Origin of the sequence: Flaviramulus multivorans, assembly GCF_021728415.1 — a bacterium.
Lineage (GTDB): Bacteria > Bacteroidota > Bacteroidia > Flavobacteriales > Flavobacteriaceae > Sabulilitoribacter > Sabulilitoribacter multivorans.
In genome coordinates, this window is record NZ_JAKKDV010000008.1 from 25,021 (window position 1) to 42,795 (window position 17,775).

The following is a 17,775-nucleotide window of genomic DNA, read 5'->3' on the forward strand; positions in this document are numbered from 1 at the left end:
ATATTCTTTTGAAGATTTTATTTAGAATACAAGTAGCTTTGCAAAATAAGTGTTGCACTTATTTCATCAACTAAAGCTTTATTTTTTCGTTGGCTCTTTTTCAAACCACTATCTATCATGGTTTGAAATGCTATTTTAGATGTAAAACGTTCATCAACCCTAGTTATAGGAATATTAGGAATTTGTTTTTCTAATTTTTGAATAAATTCAGCAATATATGATTCACTCTCCGAAGCCGTGTTATTCATTTGTTTAGGCTCGCCAATTAAAAACAACTCAACAGACTCATTTTTAATATAATCATTTAAAAATAGTAATAAGTCTTTTGTATTAACTGTAGTAAGTCCAGATGCAATAATTTGCAATTCGTCCGTAACTGCTATACCTGTTCTTTTAGTACCATAATCTATTGCTAAAATGCGTCCCATATTTTGCAAAAATAGCTAATAAAACAACAAAGGCTGTCTTTTCAGACAGCCTTTACTTAAAAATTAAACCTTAATTATTAATATTTGAACATTATCGTATTAAGCTTTTACAGCTTTATTTATTTTAGGAAATATAAACTCAATATTATCAGAGTTTTTGAAACGATTAATATAGTTTCTAATATCACTAGTACCACGTGCAATAGTTTCTTTTAAAACATCAGCATCAATTAATAAAGAATCGTTTTCCTTAACTGTATTAACTTCCTTAACTGTATTAACTTCAACACTTGGTGTAATGATAGTTTTATCATCTTCAACAGAAACAGAAATAGTATTGTTAATTTCAATCTCAACAACTTTAGAAGTGCTTTGAGCATTCCCGAAAGAAAAAGAAAGTAATAAAACTAATAGTATGTAAAAATTTGTTTTCATTTGTTTGTTACTGTTTGATGGTTCAAATATATATCTAGATGAAGACTCATGCACAAAAAATTAGTTGTAAACCGAGTATTTTCGATTATAAGGGAAGTGACATATTTGCATCGATGAATAGTTGAAATACATCATTTTAAAGACGAAATACACAAAAAATGCATTTCATCGATTCAATTAATTCGCTTAAGGATAAAAAAGAAAAAAATTGAGGAATAAAACTCAAATATTTGGTTCTTAATCGAAATATTAAATTAAGATATAATAGCTTTTCACTCTTCTTTTTTAATTGATACATATTATATTTGCTCAAAATTTAAATACCGATGACAGAATTACAAGAAATCATAGAAAAAGCGTGGGATAACAGAGATTTATTAAAAGAAGAAAAAACAACTTCTGCTATAAGAAAGGTAGTAGATTTACTAGATAAGGGTGAATTACGTGTTGCTGAGCCTATTGAAGGGGGATGGCAAGTAAATGAATGGGTAAAAAAAGGAGTTGTTCTATATTTTCCAATACAAAAAATGGAAACTATTGAATGCGGACCGTTAGAGTTCCATGATAAAATCCCTTTAAAAACTGGATATGCTGAAAAAGGTATTCGTGTGGTACCTCATGCAGTTGCTAGACATGGCGCTTATATTTCTGCTGGAACAATTTTAATGCCTAGTTATGTAAATATTGGAGCTTATGTAGATGAAGGTACTATGGTAGATACTTGGGCTACTGTAGGTAGTTGTGCTCAAATTGGTAAAAACGTACATCTTTCTGGTGGTGTTGGTATTGGTGGTGTTTTAGAGCCGTTGCAAGCAGCTCCTGTAATTATAGAAGATGATGCTTTTATAGGATCTCGTTGTATTGTGGTTGAAGGTGTTCGTGTGGAAAAAGAAGCAGTTTTAGGTGCTGGCGTTACTTTAACGATGAGTACTAAAATTATCGATGTAACTGGTAAAGAACCTATTGAATATAAAGGTCGTGTACCTGCACGTTCAGTGGTTATTCCTGGAAGTTATGCTAAAGAATTTCCTTCAGGAAACTACAATGTACCATGTGCATTAATTATTGGTAAGCGTAAAGAAAGTACCAATAAAAAAACATCGCTTAACGATGCGCTTCGTGAGCATAGTGTAGCTGTATAGGTTATTACAAATTCACTGTATAAAATAATAACTCTTAGAGTTTGAAAATTTTAATTATACAACAAAAAATGATTGGTGATGTGCTTACAAGCAGTATTTTGTTTGAAGCACTTCGCCAAAAATACCCTAAAGCCCAATTAGATTATTTAATTAATAATCACACTTACCCTGTTGTACAAAACAATCCATTTATAGATAATTTCATTTTTTTTACTGAGAAAGAAGCATCTAGCAAAACAGCTCTTTTTAAACTCGGAAAAACGGTTAGAAATAAAAAGTACGATGTAGTTATTGATATTTATTCTAAGTTTTCAAGCAACTTAATAACACTACTTTCTGTTGCGAAAACTAAAATTTCGAAATATAAGTGGTACACATCGTTTATATACTCTCAAACCTTTAAGGAATTAAAAAGACCTAAAACCACTGCGGGTTTAGCTATTGAAAACAGATTGCGATTGTTAGAACCAATTTTAAATGAAAATTCTCAAATCTTTCAACCTAAAATTTATTTAACCAGTGACGAAATTGAAAATTCAAAACAGTTATTATTAAACCATAATATTGATTTGAATTCGAAATTAATTATGATAAGTGTTTTAGGAAGTAGCGAAAACAAAACATATCCACTTCCTTATATGGCTGAAATTATTGACGCAATAGTTGAAGAAACTAAAGCACAAATTTTATTCAATTATATACCAAACCAAAAAAACAAAGCTAAAGAGGTATACGATTTATGTAAAATAGAAACTCAAAAACACATATTTTACGATGTTTTTGGAAACGGTTTAAGAGAGTTTCTTGCTATAACAAAACACTGTATTGCACTTATTGGTAATGAAGGTGGTGCCGTAAATATGGCTAAAGCTTTGGACATTCCAACATTTACTGTTTTTTCACCATGGATTTTAAAAGAAGCTTGGAATATGTTTGAGGATGGAAAAACTCATGTTTCGATTCATTTAAAAGATACAAATCCTGAACTTTACAGCACTAAATCTGTTAAAGACATGAAAACAGATTCCAAAGAATTATACCATTCCTTTAAACCCAATTTAGTTATTCCAAAACTTAAATCTTTTTTAAAAGGACTTTAGTTACTTCTTTCAATTCCAAAAGGCGTTCTTATAACCTTTTCGTTTTTTGTAGTTTCTCGGATTTTCTTGTTTTTTTCAATCATTTCTGGTTTTACATAACCCCTTTCATGATCTAAATGCAAACAAATGGCACTATAGCGTATTTGTTTTGCTTTTATGCCCATATTAAAAAGACGTTCTCCTAATTCCCTGTCTTCACCACCATATTGCATACGTTCGTCATATCCATTTATCTCCAAAATATCTTTCTTCCAACCTGATGCATTATGCCCATTCCAAGTTGCCCTTGTTGGCGTAAACCTATTTAAAAGTTTTTGTTTAATGCCTTTTGCAGTAATCTTGTTACTTTTAAATGAGTTTTTTAATCCGTGCTTTTTTAACCAATCAATATCAAAACAATCTTGATTTTTTATATCGTCTTTAGAAATTATTTTGCTAATCACCATGGGCAACTTAAAATAGCCTCCTGATAGAAAATAACCTTGCTCTCGGTTATCGATGTGAGTTTGAATAAAATCAGCTCGCGCCACACAATCTCCATCAGTATAAAGCAAGTAGTCCGATTTTCCTGCTACGGTAGCTTTGTTAAGGATTATTGTTTTTTGAAACCCATTATCCTCGTGCCATATATGTTGAACAGGATAAGAAACTTCCTTTTGTATATTTTGTATTAGCTCTTTAGTTGTTTCATCAGAGCCATCATCAGCAATTACAACTTCAAAATTTTTAAATGTTTGAAACTCGTAACTCCAAAGCACTTTTTCTAGCCATTCTGGGTTATTATAAGTACTAATAATAACTGAAACTTCTGTTTTATTCATTGGTATAAAATTAACTATTTTTACCAAAATTTTGAGATTTTAAATGATTAAACTGTCCGGTGTTATAATTACCTATAACGAAGAACGAAATATTGAAAAATGTTTACAATCTTTAGTTAATGTTGTTGACGAAATTGTTGTTTTAGATTCCTTTTCGACTGATAATACTAAAGCTATTTGTTCTAAATACAAAGTAAAGTTCTTTGAACAAACGTTTTTAGGTTATGTTGAGCAAAAAAACTTTGCTTTAACACTAGCTTCTCATAATTATATTGTGTCTCTTGATGGCGATGAAGCCCTTTCCGAAGCACTTCAGCAGTCTATTATAAATTTAAAAACCAGTTGGAAGTTAGATGGGTATTTCGCTAACAGATTTAATAACTTTTGTGGTCAATGGATAAAATATTCTGATTGGTATCCTAATAAAAAACTACGTGTATTTGATAGAAGAAAGGCTGAATGGAAAGGGATTAATCCACACGACCGTATAGAGATTCAAAATAGTACAGCAACAATTGGGCATTTAAAAGGTGATATTTTACATTGGACTTATCAAACCTACTCTGAATTTAATTTAAAAACCGAACATTTTTCTACTATTTCAGCTAAAGCGTACTATGACTTGGGAAAAACTGCTCCTATTTGGAAAATTGCATTTAACCCTACATGGGCATTTTTTAAAGCCTATTTTTTAAGATTAGGTTTTCTTGATGGTTTAAATGGTTTCGTAATTTGCGCACAAACTGCCAATATTACGTTTTTAAAATATACCAAACTACGTGAATTAATAAAACAAAACAGTTAGTTCGGTTTCTAAAACTTTAGTTTCTTTTTTAACCTTCGTTTTCGATGGTATTTTTCTTGAAAAGCCTCTGTTTCTTGCCACATTAAATTGAAAACTTTATTATAATTTTCTCCAATACATTTTGCATATTCATCGCTCATTACTTCAATCATAGATTTATGAATGGTGAGTTTTGAAAAGTTTTTGATGCGCGTTTCAAAATCTAATGGTTTAAACTCCATTCGGTTCAAATCCACCAAATAAAACCTATAATCGCCATTATTTAGCTGAATAAGTGTATTTCCAGGAGAATGATCTAAAAAATGAATCTCCCTTTCGTGAAGTTGAAAAGTAAACCTCGTAAATGCCCTAAGTATAGCTTCGTGGTTAGTATAACTTAAATCTGTAGTAAGTTCTCTATAAGTTAAATCGCAAGCTTGCTGTTCACTTATATAGTAACTCTTTTTGAATAAAAATGGTGTTTTAAATTCGTAATAAGCTATTGGTTTTGGTGTGCCTATGTTTAAGTCTACGAGTTTATTGGCATACTCAAAAGAGCGTTGTGCTTTGCTTTTTCTAAAAAATTTATAAGCTATTTGGTTAACAATGTTAGGCACTCTAAAAGACTTAACGTTAACCTTTTTATCATCTAACTTAAATAGTTTTAATGAGTTTCTATCTTGGTTACCAAAGTTTTCACCTTTAGTATCAAAATTTAGTATAATATCATCTAAAAAGTTAGATTTAGATTTAAAATCCTTATGAATTACTTTGTTACTTTTCATCAGCAATTTTAGCCACAGTAGCAAATTGAACATACTGCATATCTAATTGAGTAAAAAATGTTAGTAGATGAAATAAATAAGGTTTTATTGACTTACTTTTATTTATCCCGATATGTTTTACTACTTCAAAACCTAATTCTTCATACATTCTTTTAATACTTTTCTTGGTAAAAAATCTTAGATGAGTTCTATCCATAACACCATAATCTTCATATCTCCAATCTTTGTTAATTAATAAGCGCATAAAAGTTTTATAAAATCGCACATTTGGTAAGGAGCTAATAACAATACCGCCATTTGATAATTTTTTCTTCAAAATTTCTAAAACCCAATACGGATCAACTAAATGCTCAAGCACATCATTGCAATAAATAACGTCAAAATAATTATCAGGAAGACTTTCAACAAAATCTTCACACTTCCCTATATAAACATTGTCCAACTTTTTATGCGCCTCCACACCATGAGTTTTCATATATTCAATACCCCAAACCTCGGCTTTATTTTTTTCTTTTATAATTTCCGCAAAAGCACCATTACCACAGCCTACATCTAAAACACGCTTAGCATCATTTGGTAAAAACTGAAGCATTTCTAAGCGAACATTATCATAATATCCCTTAGGTTTATTTTCGTAATCCATTCTTCAAAAATAGGAAATTTAAAGTCACTCTTTTAAACTATTAACCATTTAATAAAAATTACATTAATTTGCATTCAAATACATATATATGCCTTCCTATCCTAAAAGCACCTTAGTAACTCCAACCTATAATTGGCCAGAAGCTTTAGAGCTTTTATTATTAAGTATAAAAAATCAGTCTCATTTACCTAATGAAGTTATTATAGCTGATGATGGCTCAAAAAAAGAAACAGAAAGGTTAATAAAAAATTTTCAAGAAAATTTTCCAGTTCCTTTACATCACGTTTGGCACGAGGACATAAAAAACAGAAAACCTGCCATAATGAACAAAGCTATTGCTAAGGCTAAACATGAGTATATTATTGAAATTGATGGCGATATTATAATGCATAAAGATTTTGTGAAAGACCATTTAAGAATGGCAAAAAAAAATATGTTCTTATATGGTAGCAGAGTAAATATTCAAGAAAATCATTTGGAAGATTTGTTTGATAAAAAACAAACGTCCTTTAATTTTTTCTCTAAAGGCATTAAAAAACGAGGTAGAACGCTTAGAATTCCTTTACTTTCTAATCTGTATAAAGAAGAAGATTCTAGGTCATCAAAATTAAGAGGTTGTAATATGTCATTTTGGAGAGCAGACTTTATAAAAGTTAATGGTTTTAACGAAAATTTAGTAGGTTGGGGAATTGATGATAGCGAAATGATTCAGCGCTTATTGAATATTGGTGTAAAAGGGAAGCGATTAAAATTTGGAGGAATTGTTTATCATATTTATCATAATGAACAGGATAAAAGCCATATAAATATTAATGAAATTATAGAAAAAGAAACCACCGAAAAGAAAATTACTTTTATTGAAAAAGGAATTAATCAATACCTCTAAGAATGGCATTTGATGTATCAATAATCATAATCAACTATAATACGACGGACTATACTATTAACTGTATAGAATCTATTTTTAAGCACACAACAAACGAAATAAATTGTGAGTATTTAATTATTGATAATGGCTCTGAAGCTGAAAGCTTTCATAGTTTAAAAAAGTATATCAATACAGTTTCCCAACAAAATGCTATAAAACTAATTAGAAGTCACATTAACACTGGTTTTGGTGGTGGAAATATGATTGGTGTTAATGAAGCTACTGGCAAGTATTTAGCTTTTATAAATAACGATGTTTTGTTTAAGAATGATTGTTTAAGGATCCTTAAAAACTTTATGGACACAAACAAAAATGTTGGTGTTTGTGGTCCGCAGGCCTTTAAAGAAAATGGAGATATTTTACCTACTATAGATCATTTTGCGTCACTTGGAAGAGAGTTATTGGGCAGAAAAGTTTTAGAAATAGTAAATTCACAAAAATATCCTAAACGTAAAAAAACATATAACCAACCTCAAAAAGGACAATTTGTAGCCGGAAGTTTTATGTTTTTTAATGCAAACAATTTTAATAGCATTGGTGGTTTTGACACTAATATATTTTTATATCATGAAGAGACAGACGTTTGTAAGCGTCTAACAAAACTAAACAAAGAAGCTTTTTTAGTACCTGAAGCACAGTTTATTCATTTTCATGGTGCTAGTACTCCCAAATCCGTCGCTTTAAAAATCGAATTAAAAATCTCTCTACTTTATGTGATACGAAAGCATTACGGGCTAATTTCATTTTTCATATTGTTACTATATTTACAATTAAAATATTTTTTAAGTAGTTTATTCAAACCAAAAAACTGGCCTGTATTTATCGCTTTAATTAAACAAGTACCTTTATCTATTTCATTAAAACATAAACAACAAATTCATCGTTTATAACAATGCAAACAGAAATTAACAACGCCTTAAAAGTGCTAAAAGAAGGTGGACTTATACTCTACCCTACCGATACCGTTTGGGGTATTGGTTGCGATGCCTCTAACCCTGATGCCGTGAAAAGAGTATATCAATTAAAACAACGAGTTGATAGTAAGGCTTTAATTTGCTTGGTAGCAGATGATAGAATGCTAAAAAAATATGTAAAACAAGTACCTGAAACGGCATTAAATATTATTGAAGTTACCAATAAACCTACAACCATTATTTATGACGAAGCCCAAAATTTAGCAAATAATTTAATTGCAGATGATGGTTCTATTGCCATAAGAATTCCGGACGATGATTTCTGCTATTGGCTTTCAAGAAAATTTAATGGCGCCATTGTTTCTACATCAGCAAATATCAGTGGGCAACCCACACCAAAATCCTTTAAAGAAATAGCTTCAGAGGTTTTAAAAGGTGTAGACTATGTTGTAAATTTGCAAAAGGAAAAAATCTGTGACAAACCATCTTCAATTATTAAGCTAACAAACGATGGTATTGTTACGATTATTAGAGAGTAAAATCTCAAATGTCATTCATGAATTACAAAGAAGCCCTTCAGCATAATATCTTCAAAATAATTTCTAAATCTGCTGCTCAATTAGATATAGAAAGCTATGTTATTGGTGGTTTTGTGCGTGATTTTATTTTAAATCGAGGTAATGCAAAAGATATTGATGTGGTTGCAATTGGTGATGGCATCCAAATAGCGCAACAAGTTGCTAAAAATCTTCCTAACAAACCCAAAGTTCAGGTTTTTAAAACATACGGTACTGCCATGTTGCGTTATGATGATATTGAGATTGAGTTTGTTGGTGCTCGCAAAGAATCTTATACTGAGGATAGCAGAAATCCATCCGTTGAAAATGGAACACTTGAAGATGACCAAAACCGACGGGACTTTACAATAAATGCACTAGCATTAAACTTAAGTGAAGCAAATTTTGGAGACTTGCTTGACCCTTTTCATGGTATAAAAGATTTAGAAAACTCTTTAATAAGAACGCCATTAAACCCAGATATTACATACAGTGACGACCCTTTACGGATGATGCGAGCAATAAGATTTGCAACACAATTAAATTTTAAAATTGAAGAAGCTTCTTTAAAGGCTATATCAAAAAATTGTGAACGTATTAAAATTATAACCGAAGAGCGTATTGTTACTGAACTTAATAAAATTCTTGAAAGCGAAAAGCCTTCTATTGGTTTTTTACTCTTAGAAAAAACGGGGTTACTCAAATATATATTGCCTGAATTAATTGCTCTAAAAGGTATTGATGAAGTTGAAGGTCAACGTCATAAGGATAATTTCTATCACACCTTAGAGGTGGTTGATAATATTTCAAAAAACACCGATAATCTTTGGCTACGTTGGGCAGCATTGCTTCATGATATAGGAAAAGCACCCACAAAAAAGTTTAGCAAAAAAGTAGGTTGGACCTTTCATGGACATGAATTTGAAGGCTCAAAAATGGTATTTCAATTATTCAAAAGACTTAAAATGCCATTGAATGATAAAATGAAGTTTGTTCAAAAAATGGTGTTGATGAGCTCTAGACCTATAGTTCTAGCTAATGAAGAAGTTACCGATTCTGCAGTACGTCGGTTAGTGTTCGATGCGGGAGATTATGTAGACGATTTAATGACGCTTTGTGAAGCAGATATAACCACAAAAAATCCGAAAAAATTTAAGAAATACCATAACAATTTTAAAATTGTTCGAGATAAAATTGTTGAAGTTGAAGAGCGCGACCATGTTAGAAATTTTCAGCCACCAATTTCTGGTGAAGAAATTATGCAAACATTCAATATCAAGCCTTCAAGAGAAATAGGTATGATAAAAGAATCTATTAAGGAAGCTATTTTAGAAGGAGATATTCCCAACGAATATGAGGCTGCATATCAACTCATGTTAAAGGAAGGCAAACGTTTAGGTTTAAAAGTAACAGAACAAAATGATTAAACTTTTAAGAACCGATTCAAAACACATAGACTTTATAAATTTAGTAAAGCAACTCAATGCTTATTTAAAAATAGTGGATGGTGATGAGCATGATTTTTATATGCAATACAATAATATTGATGTTTTAAAACACACCATTGTAGCCTATTCGGATGAAAAGCCAGTTGGCTGTGGCGCATTTAAAAAGTTTGATGAAAATAGCGTTGAAATAAAACGTATGTACACCTCAACAGAGACAAGAAGTCAAGGGATTGCGACAAATATTTTGAACGGATTAGAGATATGGGCTAAGGAATTAGGTTATACGTCGTGTATTCTAGAAACAGGTAAAAGACAAGTTGAGGCTGTTAATTTTTATAAAAAAAATAATTATCAAATCATACCAAATTTTGGTCAATACAAGAATATAGAAAATAGTTTGTGCTTTAAAAAAGAAATCTTATAAATGAAAAAAGATAACAAAAAAGTCATTTATTGGCTATTAACTGGTTGTTTACTCATTTTTATAATGGTAATCGTTGGTGGCATTACCAGATTAACACACTCTGGTCTATCAATTTCTAATTACAAATTAATTTCAGGAACAATTCCACCTATGAATGAGGTCGAATGGCAAGAAGCTTTTGATTTGTATAAGCAATATCCAGAATACCAAAAGCTTAACAACCACTTCAATTTAGAAGATTTTAAGGACATCTATTTTTGGGAATGGCTACATCGTGTTATTGGACGTTTTATTGGCTTAGTCTTTTTAATTCCTTTTTTATACTTTTTAATTACCAAACAGTTATCAAAGCCTACCATCAAAAAAGCGCTTGTTCTTTTAAGTTTAGGTGCATTCCAAGGGTTTCTAGGATGGTACATGGTTAAAAGCGGATTAGTAGATAATCCAGATGTCAGCCATTATAGATTAGCAGCACATTTAACTACCGCGTTCTTAACCTTTGCCTATACGTTTTGGGTAGCATTAGATTTGATATTTCCAAATAAAAAACAAGTTGATACTTCCATTAGAAATTTAATACGATTCGGACTTGCTTTGCTAATAATTCAAATTATTTATGGTGCTTTTGTTGCTGGATTAGATGCTGGATTTATACATAATCATTGGCCAATGATGAGCGAAGGAAAATTTATGCATGAAACGGTTTATATTGAACAAAATCCTATTTATAAAAACTTTTTTGAAGGTAAAAGTGGTGTACAGTTTGTTCATAGAATTTTAGCATATTTTGTTGTTGGTTTTATTATTATTATATACATAAAGTCTAAAAAAATAGCTTTAACAAATTACCAATCAAAAGGTATAAACACCTTGTTAATAATGGTTTTTATACAATTTCTTTTAGGTGTTCTAACTATTCTATTACAAGTACCTGTTTGGTTGGGTGTAGCACATCAAGTTGGTGCTTTTTTCTTATTAACTGCTATGACATTTACATTACATCGTTTTACAAAATAATTTAAAAAAGTCTACCTTTGTAGCATAATTATTAGCAATGATTTACCGATTTAGAGTTATACTAGATAATGATACCGAAGAAGATGTTTTTCGCGATTTAGAAATTCGTGAAACAGATACGCTTGAAGATTTACATAACATAATTACCCAATCTTTCGGTTTTGATGGTACCGAAATGGCGTCATTTTATATAAGTAACGATTCTTGGGAACAGGGAGAAGAAATATCTTTATTTGATTTAAGTGAAGATAATTCTGCGAGGTTAATGAATGAAACGACTATTAATGATGTGGTTCATGAAATTCAGCCTAAACTTATATATGTTTACGACTTTTTGAGTATGTGGACATTCTATGTAGAACTTGCTGAAATAGTTGATGAGCTTGAAGGGTTTGATTACCCAAATTTAATGTTTGTACAGGGTCAAGTTCCTGATACAGCGCCAGAAAAATTATTTGAAGCTGATGAAGATGATGATTTTGATGAGTTTGAAGATGGTATTGATGTTGATGATTACGACTCATTAGACTTTGATGAGCACTGGAATTAAGGTTTATTTTAAATTTTCCAAATTAACATTTTCGTAGTTACGAGTTAAAAACTCTAAGGAGAATTTTAAAATTTCCCCCATGTTTTTAGATCGTTTAAAATTCACGTCTTGCGTGTATTCAAATATTGTCATTTTAAGTGAATCAATATTTTCTTCTTTTGAAATAGAATCTCCTAGCATACAAGTAAGTAGTTGGTTTATTCTATCATGAAAACTCTTTAAACGTTTCACTAAAATGGAGCGTTCCTCTGTTTTATACTGATGAATAGATAACTTCTCCATACTTTCGGAAACCAATTCAACCATTTTTAAATTCTCTTTAAAAAACTGTGGTCGGTATATATTAAACTTTCCTTCATAAGATTGCTGATCAAAATCTATAGGTCTAATTTTATACACCACATGATCAAAATCATGTGTAGGAACAATAACGTAGTTATACGACCTCATATCTCCTAAAAGGCGAATCATGCAACGCTCATTAAATTTCACAAACTCTTTTGCAATCTGAGATTTTTCAGATTTATCACATTTTGGCAAAAAATTCTTTATAAACTCATCACCCGGAATTCCTGCAATATGTTCTTCAATTAGCGTGTTTTTGTAAACTAGAAAATTGAGATTATACGGTGATAACATATGCTCTAATTCTAAACCATAAACGCGAGAAGCATCCGCAGTTTTTACATAAAAATAGGTAAAGTTATCATTTAATATATTCCTGATTTTTATTCTGAATGGCTTAGAATTCCCAAAAGTGCAATAATCAATAGCATCTACATTTAAAAATGGGATGGTGTCTTCGTTTCCATCAGAATGTAAAATTGTATATACTTTTTTAAGGGATAAATCTATCTCTTCTCTTTCATAATCGTTATAATAAACCCGAATCCAAAGTGTGTCATTATCCTCCTTATCATAAACGACAATAGAACCTTGAAATCGCAACAAATCATCATAAAAAATAGGAATTTTTATATTTCTATTATATTCTGATAAATAATTGTGTAATTTATCATTTATAGGGAATGACGGCTTTTTCTTTGATATTTTTAAATCTTGCATAGGCTTATAACTTATTCAAATTTAATGCTTTTTATAATAGGCTTGTAACAAAAATTAAGGACTGTCGTCATACTTTTGTAACTAACCCATGCTAATTACCTAAGTTGGCATAAAAACCATTACAGTTTGGAATCTATTCTTACTATTAACAATCTTACAAAAAAATTTGGCTATTTAACCGCTGTTAAAGACCTATCATTCTCCATAAACAAAGGTAATGTTTACGGTATTTTAGGACCTAACGGAAGTGGGAAATCTACAACACTTGGAGTTGTTTTAAATGTTGTAAATAAAACAGAAGGTAGTTTTCATTGGTTTGATGGTAAAACGTCAACGCATGATGCCTTAAAAAAAGTAGGCGCTATCATTGAACGTCCAAATTTTTACCCTTACATGACTGCTTCACAAAATCTGAAATTGGTTTGTAAAATTAAGGGTGTTGATTATAGTAAAATAGATGAAAAACTTGAAATTGTTGGTCTTTTAGATAGAAAAAACAGTAAGTTTAAAACCTACTCTTTGGGTATGAAACAGCGTTTAGCTATTGCTTCGGCCCTACTTAACGATCCTGAAATTTTAATTCTAGACGAACCCACCAATGGCTTAGATCCACAAGGGATTCATCAAATTCGTGAAATTATTAAAGAAATAGCCACACAAGGCACAACTATTTTGTTGGCTTCACATTTATTAGACGAAGTTGAAAAAGTATGTTCACATGTTGTAGTGCTTCGTAAAGGGGTCAAATTATATTCAGGTCGAGTTGATGAAATGATTTCCAGTCATGGCTTTTTTGAGTTAAAATGTAATAAGCAAAGTGAATTAGTAGAATTATTAGAAAACAATAAAATTTTTGGTAAAATTAAAGTCAAAGATAATTTAGTTACAGCGTTTTTGAATGAACCTATGAACTCTGAAGATTTTAATAAATTTTTGTTTGAAAAAGGAATTATTCTAACGCATTTAGTGCAACGCAAAGAAAGTTTAGAAGAGCAATTTTTACAATTAACTGACAACCAAAAAAACTAAATCCAACCACATGTTACGACTTTTAAATTTAGAATTACAAAAATTACTACTAAACAGAACCAGTAAAATCCTGATTTTTGTATCCTTTATATTACCTTTTTTTGTAATTCTTTTATCATCCTTAAAAATAAATGTTTTTGGTTTTTTTACCCTAGAATTAGGTGAATTAGGTGTCTTTAATTTTCCTATAATTTGGCATTTAACAACTTTTTTTGCATCACAATTCAAGTTCTTTTTTGCCATTGTAGTAGTTAGCATGATTGGGAATGAGTATAGCAACAAAACCATAAAACAAAACTTAATTGATGGGTTGAGTAAAAAGGAATTTATACTATCAAAATTCTATACTTTGGTATTCTTTTCTCTAGTATCAACTATTTTAATAGGCCTCATTTCCTTGTGTATTGGTTTGTATTATTCAAGCTATAATGAGTTTTCAATAATAATCAGAGAAACCAATTTTTTAGTGGCTTATTTTGTGAAATTAGTTGGCTTTTTTAGTTTGTGTTTATTCTTTGGAATGTTAATAAAGCGTTCTGCTTTTGCCCTAGCCTTTTTATTTATACTTTTCATTCTAGAGTGGATTACTTTTGGATTAATAGTTTGGAAATTTGATGCTTCTATAGCAGAAAAAATACAGAATTTCTTTCCACTAAAATCAATGTATAAATTAATTGACCAGCCTTTTCAGAGAATTGCTATGACTAAGTTTCCAGACAAGGCAGAATTAGCTTATGATTATGCTGTTCATTGGCACGAATTTGTTATTGTTATTTGTTGGACTGCCTTATTTATCTTTTTATCGTATAGATTATTAAAAAAGCGAGATTTATAATATCTTTGATAGCTATCGCTATGAAAAGATGAAAAAAATAATATTATTCGCGATTTTTAATTTTGTTTGTTTAAGTGTTTTCCCTCAATATGAAGCTTCAAATTGGTATTTTGGTGAAAATGCTGGCATCAAATTCAACCTTGGTAATAATACTATAACTAGAACTTCTAATGGGCAATTAAATACCCGCGAGGGATGTTCTTCAATTTCTGACGATTCCGGTAATTTATTGTTTTATACTGATGGGGTTACTGTCTGGAATCAAAATCATCTGCAAATGCAAAATGGTTTTGGATTAAATGGAGATTCTTCTAGTACTCAATCGGCCATTATCGTACCCAAACCTAATGACACTGATATATTCTATGTTTTTACAGTGGACAATGGTTTAAATGGTATGAACAATGGTTTAAACTATTCTGAAATTGATATGACTCTTGATGGTGGTTTAGGTGCTGTTATAACAAAAAATATCAATTTACTTCCCCGTTGTTCGGAAAAAATAACTGCGGTTTTGAAAGACTGTATTTCTAAATCTATTTGGGTAGTTACTTTTGCTTCAGTTGATGGAAATCAGGGCCCTTACAACACCTATCATGCCTTTGAGGTAAGTGATACTGGTATAAGTACAACATCGGTAAAATCAACTTTTAATTTGTTTATTTCGGATGCAAGGGGTTACCTAAAGTTATCGCCAGATGGCACGAAGGTAGCAAGTGCTAATGCTAAAGACGGGTTATATATTTATGATTTTGATGTAGCTACTGGTATACTTTCTAATGAGCAATCTATACAAATATACTCAAGCAATGGTAGCCCATTCCCTTATGGCGTTGAATTTTCTCCAGATAGTCAACTGCTTTATATTCATTCTTCAAACGACTTTTTCGATCAACAAAATCCAAACAACTCTAACGACCCTTCAAACCATACCTCTGCGTTAGTTCAGTTTAATCTAAATGCGGCCGATATTGAAGCAAGTCAAATTATGATTGATGAACAACAGCTTTATAGAGGTGGTTTACAACTGGGTCCCGATGGAAAAATTTATAGAGCTTTAAGTGCATCCTATTCTCAAGGTCTCCCATATTTGGGTATTATTCAAAATCCTAATACGCTTGGATTAGGTTGTAACTATGTCCATAATGCTTTTAGTTTATCACCATTTAGATCTTCTCAAGGACTTCCTCCTTTTATAGCATCCTTTTTTAACACGGAAATAGATATCATAAAAAACGGAGAAAGCTCCAGTAACTTAGCGCTTTGTGATGGTGATAGTTATACTTTAACCTCAGAAATATTACCTGGTGCTTCTTATATATGGACTAGAGACAAAGTTGTTTTACCAGAAACAACCTATGATTTAGAGGTATTTCAAGCAGGACAATATGAGGTTTATATTGAACCTAACAATGGAGATTGTGCCATTGAAGGTCAAGCTTTTGTAGAATTCAACCCCAACCCCGATGCTTTTAACCATACCCTTTTACAATGTGACGAAGATGGTTTGGTTGATGGTTTTACTACGTTTAACCTTACAGAGGCTAATGAAGATTTAGCTGGTACAACTACGGATAGATCTACCAAATTCTATACTGATGTATCTAGAATTAATGAGATAAATGGTGCTGCTTTTAATAATACAGCGAATCCACAAACTATTTATGTTGAAGTTATTGATGACCGAACCGGGTGTTTTAGTTATTCCGAACTAACCCTTAGTGTAAGCGTAACTGATGCAAATAATGCCGCTTTACCTGCTGTGTGCGATGATGATGGCGTTGAAGATGGTCTTCATCTATTTGATTTAAGCGATGCCGATAGCTTAATTCTTAACGGATTACCAACTACGAATTTAGATATAGCCTATTACCAAACCTATGATGATGCCTTGTTAGAACAAAACAATTTAGGAACTTCTTACACAAACACGATGCCTTATTCGCAAACCATTTATGCTCGAGTTGAAAATCAAAATAATTGCTATGGTATTAGCGAAGTTGAACTAACTGTTAACCAGCTTCCTGATATTGATATGCAGGGTGTTGCAAATTACTGCTTGAATTTCTCTCCAGCAACCATTCCTATTAATGCAGCGGTTTTAAACGATTCTCCTAATAATTACAGCTACATCTGGTCTACAGGTGAAAGTACTTATGAGATAAATGTTAATCAAATTGGGACTTATAATGTTACTGTTACTAATGCCAATGGTTGTACAAAAGAAAGAACTGTTACCATAGAACCATCAAACATAGCTACTTTTGAATCCATTAAAGTTATTGATGCCACTGCAAATAATACCATTACCGTTATAGTCTCTGGCGAAGGCGTTTATGAATACAGATTACTTGATAGCAATAACGTAGTGGTGGCACCTTATCAGGAAAGTAACGTGTTCGAAAATGTTTCTCCCGGTATTTATACGGTTTATGTAAAGGATATAAAAAATAATTGTGGCGTTGTTAATGACAAAGTATCCGTTATTGGTTTTCCTAAATTCTTTACACCTAATAATGATGGCATTCATGATACATGGCAAGTATCAGGAGTTTCAGAAATGTTCCAACCTAATACTAAAGTGCTTATTTTTAATAGATTTGGTAAATTAATTAAGGAACTAAGCCCCACTGGAGAAGGATGGGATGGTACTTTTAATGGTGGTAAATTACCAAGTGATGATTATTGGTTTTCTGTGAAATTACAAGATGGTAGAATTTTTAAAAATCATTTTACATTGAAATATTAAACATTAAAACCAATTTAAGTGCACTTTCTCCTATTTTTTTTGTGTTTCACCTAAAAAAAATCTACTTTTCGTTCTAAATTTATTCTGGAAAACTAGAATTATTTTTGCACAAAGACCCAAA

General features: G+C 31.0%; 19 protein-coding genes. 13 read left to right on the forward strand and 6 right to left on the reverse strand.

The genetic code is table 11. The features are described from left to right. Positions 1 to 17 precede the first annotated feature (17 nt). Together ruvX and L3X39_RS14040 are read right to left on the reverse strand one after the other, a co-directional pair. Positions 18 to 428: a Holliday junction resolvase RuvX gene (ruvX, locus tag L3X39_RS14035; protein ID WP_237232491.1), complete on the reverse strand. Its 411-nt coding sequence runs from the start codon at positions 426 to 428 to the stop codon at positions 18 to 20. Between the two features lie 99 nt (positions 429 to 527). Further along, positions 528 to 863 carry a hypothetical protein gene (locus tag L3X39_RS14040; RefSeq protein ID WP_237232492.1) on the reverse strand — a complete coding sequence of 112 codons (336 nt, stop codon included), beginning with the start codon at positions 861 to 863 and terminating at the stop codon, positions 528 to 530. A 326-nt stretch (positions 864 to 1,189) separates the two neighbouring features. Here L3X39_RS14040 and L3X39_RS14045 point away from each other — a divergent pair, with 326 nt between their 5' ends. Both L3X39_RS14045 and L3X39_RS14050 read left to right on the forward strand, forming a co-directional pair. Next, a complete protein-coding gene (locus tag L3X39_RS14045; RefSeq protein ID WP_237232493.1) occupies positions 1,190 to 2,005 on the forward strand; it encodes a 2,3,4,5-tetrahydropyridine-2,6-dicarboxylate N-succinyltransferase in 816 nt (271 codons plus the stop codon). A 41-nt stretch (positions 2,006 to 2,046) separates the two neighbouring features. Further along, positions 2,047 to 3,105, forward strand: a complete 1,059-nt coding sequence (locus L3X39_RS14050) for a glycosyltransferase family 9 protein (RefSeq protein ID WP_237232494.1) — start codon at positions 2,047 to 2,049, stop codon at positions 3,103 to 3,105. Here the strand turns inward: L3X39_RS14050 and L3X39_RS14055 are convergent. Next, positions 3,102 to 3,926 carry a glycosyltransferase family 2 protein gene (locus L3X39_RS14055; RefSeq protein WP_237232495.1) on the reverse strand — a complete coding sequence of 275 codons (825 nt, stop codon included), beginning with the start codon at positions 3,924 to 3,926 and terminating at the stop codon, positions 3,102 to 3,104. The genes L3X39_RS14050 and L3X39_RS14055 overlap by 4 nt on opposite strands. Before the next feature lie 43 nt (positions 3,927 to 3,969). Here L3X39_RS14055 and L3X39_RS14060 point away from each other — a divergent pair, with 43 nt between their 5' ends. Further along, the gene (locus L3X39_RS14060) at positions 3,970 to 4,731 is read left to right on the forward strand and encodes a glycosyltransferase family 2 protein (protein ID WP_305070113.1); all 762 of its coding nucleotides are present in this window, start codon (positions 3,970 to 3,972) and stop codon (positions 4,729 to 4,731) included. Positions 4,732 to 4,739: 8 nt separating this feature from the next. On the opposite strand, the gene L3X39_RS14065 is transcribed toward L3X39_RS14060, so the two are convergent. Together L3X39_RS14065 and L3X39_RS14070 are read right to left on the reverse strand one after the other, a co-directional pair. After that, the gene (locus tag L3X39_RS14065) at positions 4,740 to 5,495 is read right to left on the reverse strand and encodes a lipopolysaccharide kinase InaA family protein (protein ID WP_237232496.1); all 756 of its coding nucleotides are present in this window, start codon (positions 5,493 to 5,495) and stop codon (positions 4,740 to 4,742) included. Further along, positions 5,485 to 6,138 carry a class I SAM-dependent methyltransferase gene (locus tag L3X39_RS14070; RefSeq protein ID WP_237232497.1) on the reverse strand — a complete coding sequence of 218 codons (654 nt, stop codon included), beginning with the start codon at positions 6,136 to 6,138 and terminating at the stop codon, positions 5,485 to 5,487. The genes L3X39_RS14065 and L3X39_RS14070 overlap by 11 nt, the downstream gene beginning before the upstream one ends. 88 nt (positions 6,139 to 6,226) lie before the next feature. On the opposite strand from L3X39_RS14070, the gene L3X39_RS14075 reads away from it, so the two are divergent. From L3X39_RS14075 to L3X39_RS14105, 7 genes are read left to right on the forward strand one after another with little or no spacing between them, the layout of a single operon-like run. Continuing rightward, positions 6,227 to 7,024 (forward strand): glycosyltransferase family 2 protein, encoded by a 798-nt coding sequence (locus tag L3X39_RS14075; RefSeq protein WP_237232498.1) that lies wholly within the window; start codon positions 6,227 to 6,229, stop codon positions 7,022 to 7,024. Positions 7,025 to 7,026: 2 nt separating this feature from the next. Next, a complete protein-coding gene (locus L3X39_RS14080; RefSeq protein ID WP_237232499.1) occupies positions 7,027 to 7,956 on the forward strand; it encodes a glycosyltransferase family 2 protein in 930 nt (309 codons plus the stop codon). Between the two features lie 2 nt (positions 7,957 to 7,958). Then, positions 7,959 to 8,519 carry an L-threonylcarbamoyladenylate synthase gene (locus tag L3X39_RS14085; protein ID WP_237232500.1) on the forward strand — a complete coding sequence of 187 codons (561 nt, stop codon included), beginning with the start codon at positions 7,959 to 7,961 and terminating at the stop codon, positions 8,517 to 8,519. Positions 8,520 to 8,536: 17 nt separating this feature from the next. After that, positions 8,537 to 9,964 (forward strand): CCA tRNA nucleotidyltransferase, encoded by a 1,428-nt coding sequence (locus L3X39_RS14090; RefSeq protein ID WP_237232501.1) that lies wholly within the window; start codon positions 8,537 to 8,539, stop codon positions 9,962 to 9,964. Then, positions 9,957 to 10,409: a GNAT family N-acetyltransferase gene (locus L3X39_RS14095; RefSeq protein WP_237232502.1), complete on the forward strand. Its 453-nt coding sequence runs from the start codon at positions 9,957 to 9,959 to the stop codon at positions 10,407 to 10,409. Before L3X39_RS14090 ends, L3X39_RS14095 begins: the two co-directional genes overlap by 8 nt. Then, a complete protein-coding gene (locus L3X39_RS14100) occupies positions 10,410 to 11,426 on the forward strand; it encodes a COX15/CtaA family protein (protein ID WP_237232503.1) in 1,017 nt (338 codons plus the stop codon). A 37-nt stretch (positions 11,427 to 11,463) separates the two neighbouring features. Beyond that, on the forward strand, positions 11,464 to 11,976 hold the full coding sequence (locus tag L3X39_RS14105; RefSeq protein ID WP_237232504.1) for an IS1096 element passenger TnpR family protein: 513 nt from the start codon (positions 11,464 to 11,466) through the stop codon (positions 11,974 to 11,976). 3 nt (positions 11,977 to 11,979) lie between these two features. On the opposite strand, the gene L3X39_RS14110 is transcribed toward L3X39_RS14105, so the two are convergent. After that, positions 11,980 to 13,041, reverse strand: a complete 1,062-nt coding sequence (locus L3X39_RS14110) for a hypothetical protein (protein ID WP_237232505.1) — start codon at positions 13,039 to 13,041, stop codon at positions 11,980 to 11,982. A 126-nt stretch (positions 13,042 to 13,167) separates the two neighbouring features. Here L3X39_RS14110 and L3X39_RS14115 point away from each other — a divergent pair, with 126 nt between their 5' ends. Genes L3X39_RS14115 through L3X39_RS14125 form a run of 3 tightly spaced genes read left to right on the forward strand, consistent with a single transcriptional unit; the run spans position 13,168 to position 17,654 of the window. Then, the gene (locus L3X39_RS14115; RefSeq protein ID WP_237232506.1) at positions 13,168 to 14,070 is read left to right on the forward strand and encodes an ABC transporter ATP-binding protein; all 903 of its coding nucleotides are present in this window, start codon (positions 13,168 to 13,170) and stop codon (positions 14,068 to 14,070) included. Positions 14,071 to 14,080: 10 nt separating this feature from the next. After that, positions 14,081 to 14,905 carry an ABC transporter permease gene (locus tag L3X39_RS14120; protein WP_237232507.1) on the forward strand — a complete coding sequence of 275 codons (825 nt, stop codon included), beginning with the start codon at positions 14,081 to 14,083 and terminating at the stop codon, positions 14,903 to 14,905. Positions 14,906 to 14,933: 28 nt separating this feature from the next. Next, positions 14,934 to 17,654: a T9SS type B sorting domain-containing protein gene (locus tag L3X39_RS14125; RefSeq protein ID WP_237232508.1), complete on the forward strand. Its 2,721-nt coding sequence runs from the start codon at positions 14,934 to 14,936 to the stop codon at positions 17,652 to 17,654. Positions 17,655 to 17,775: the final 121 nt, after the last annotated feature.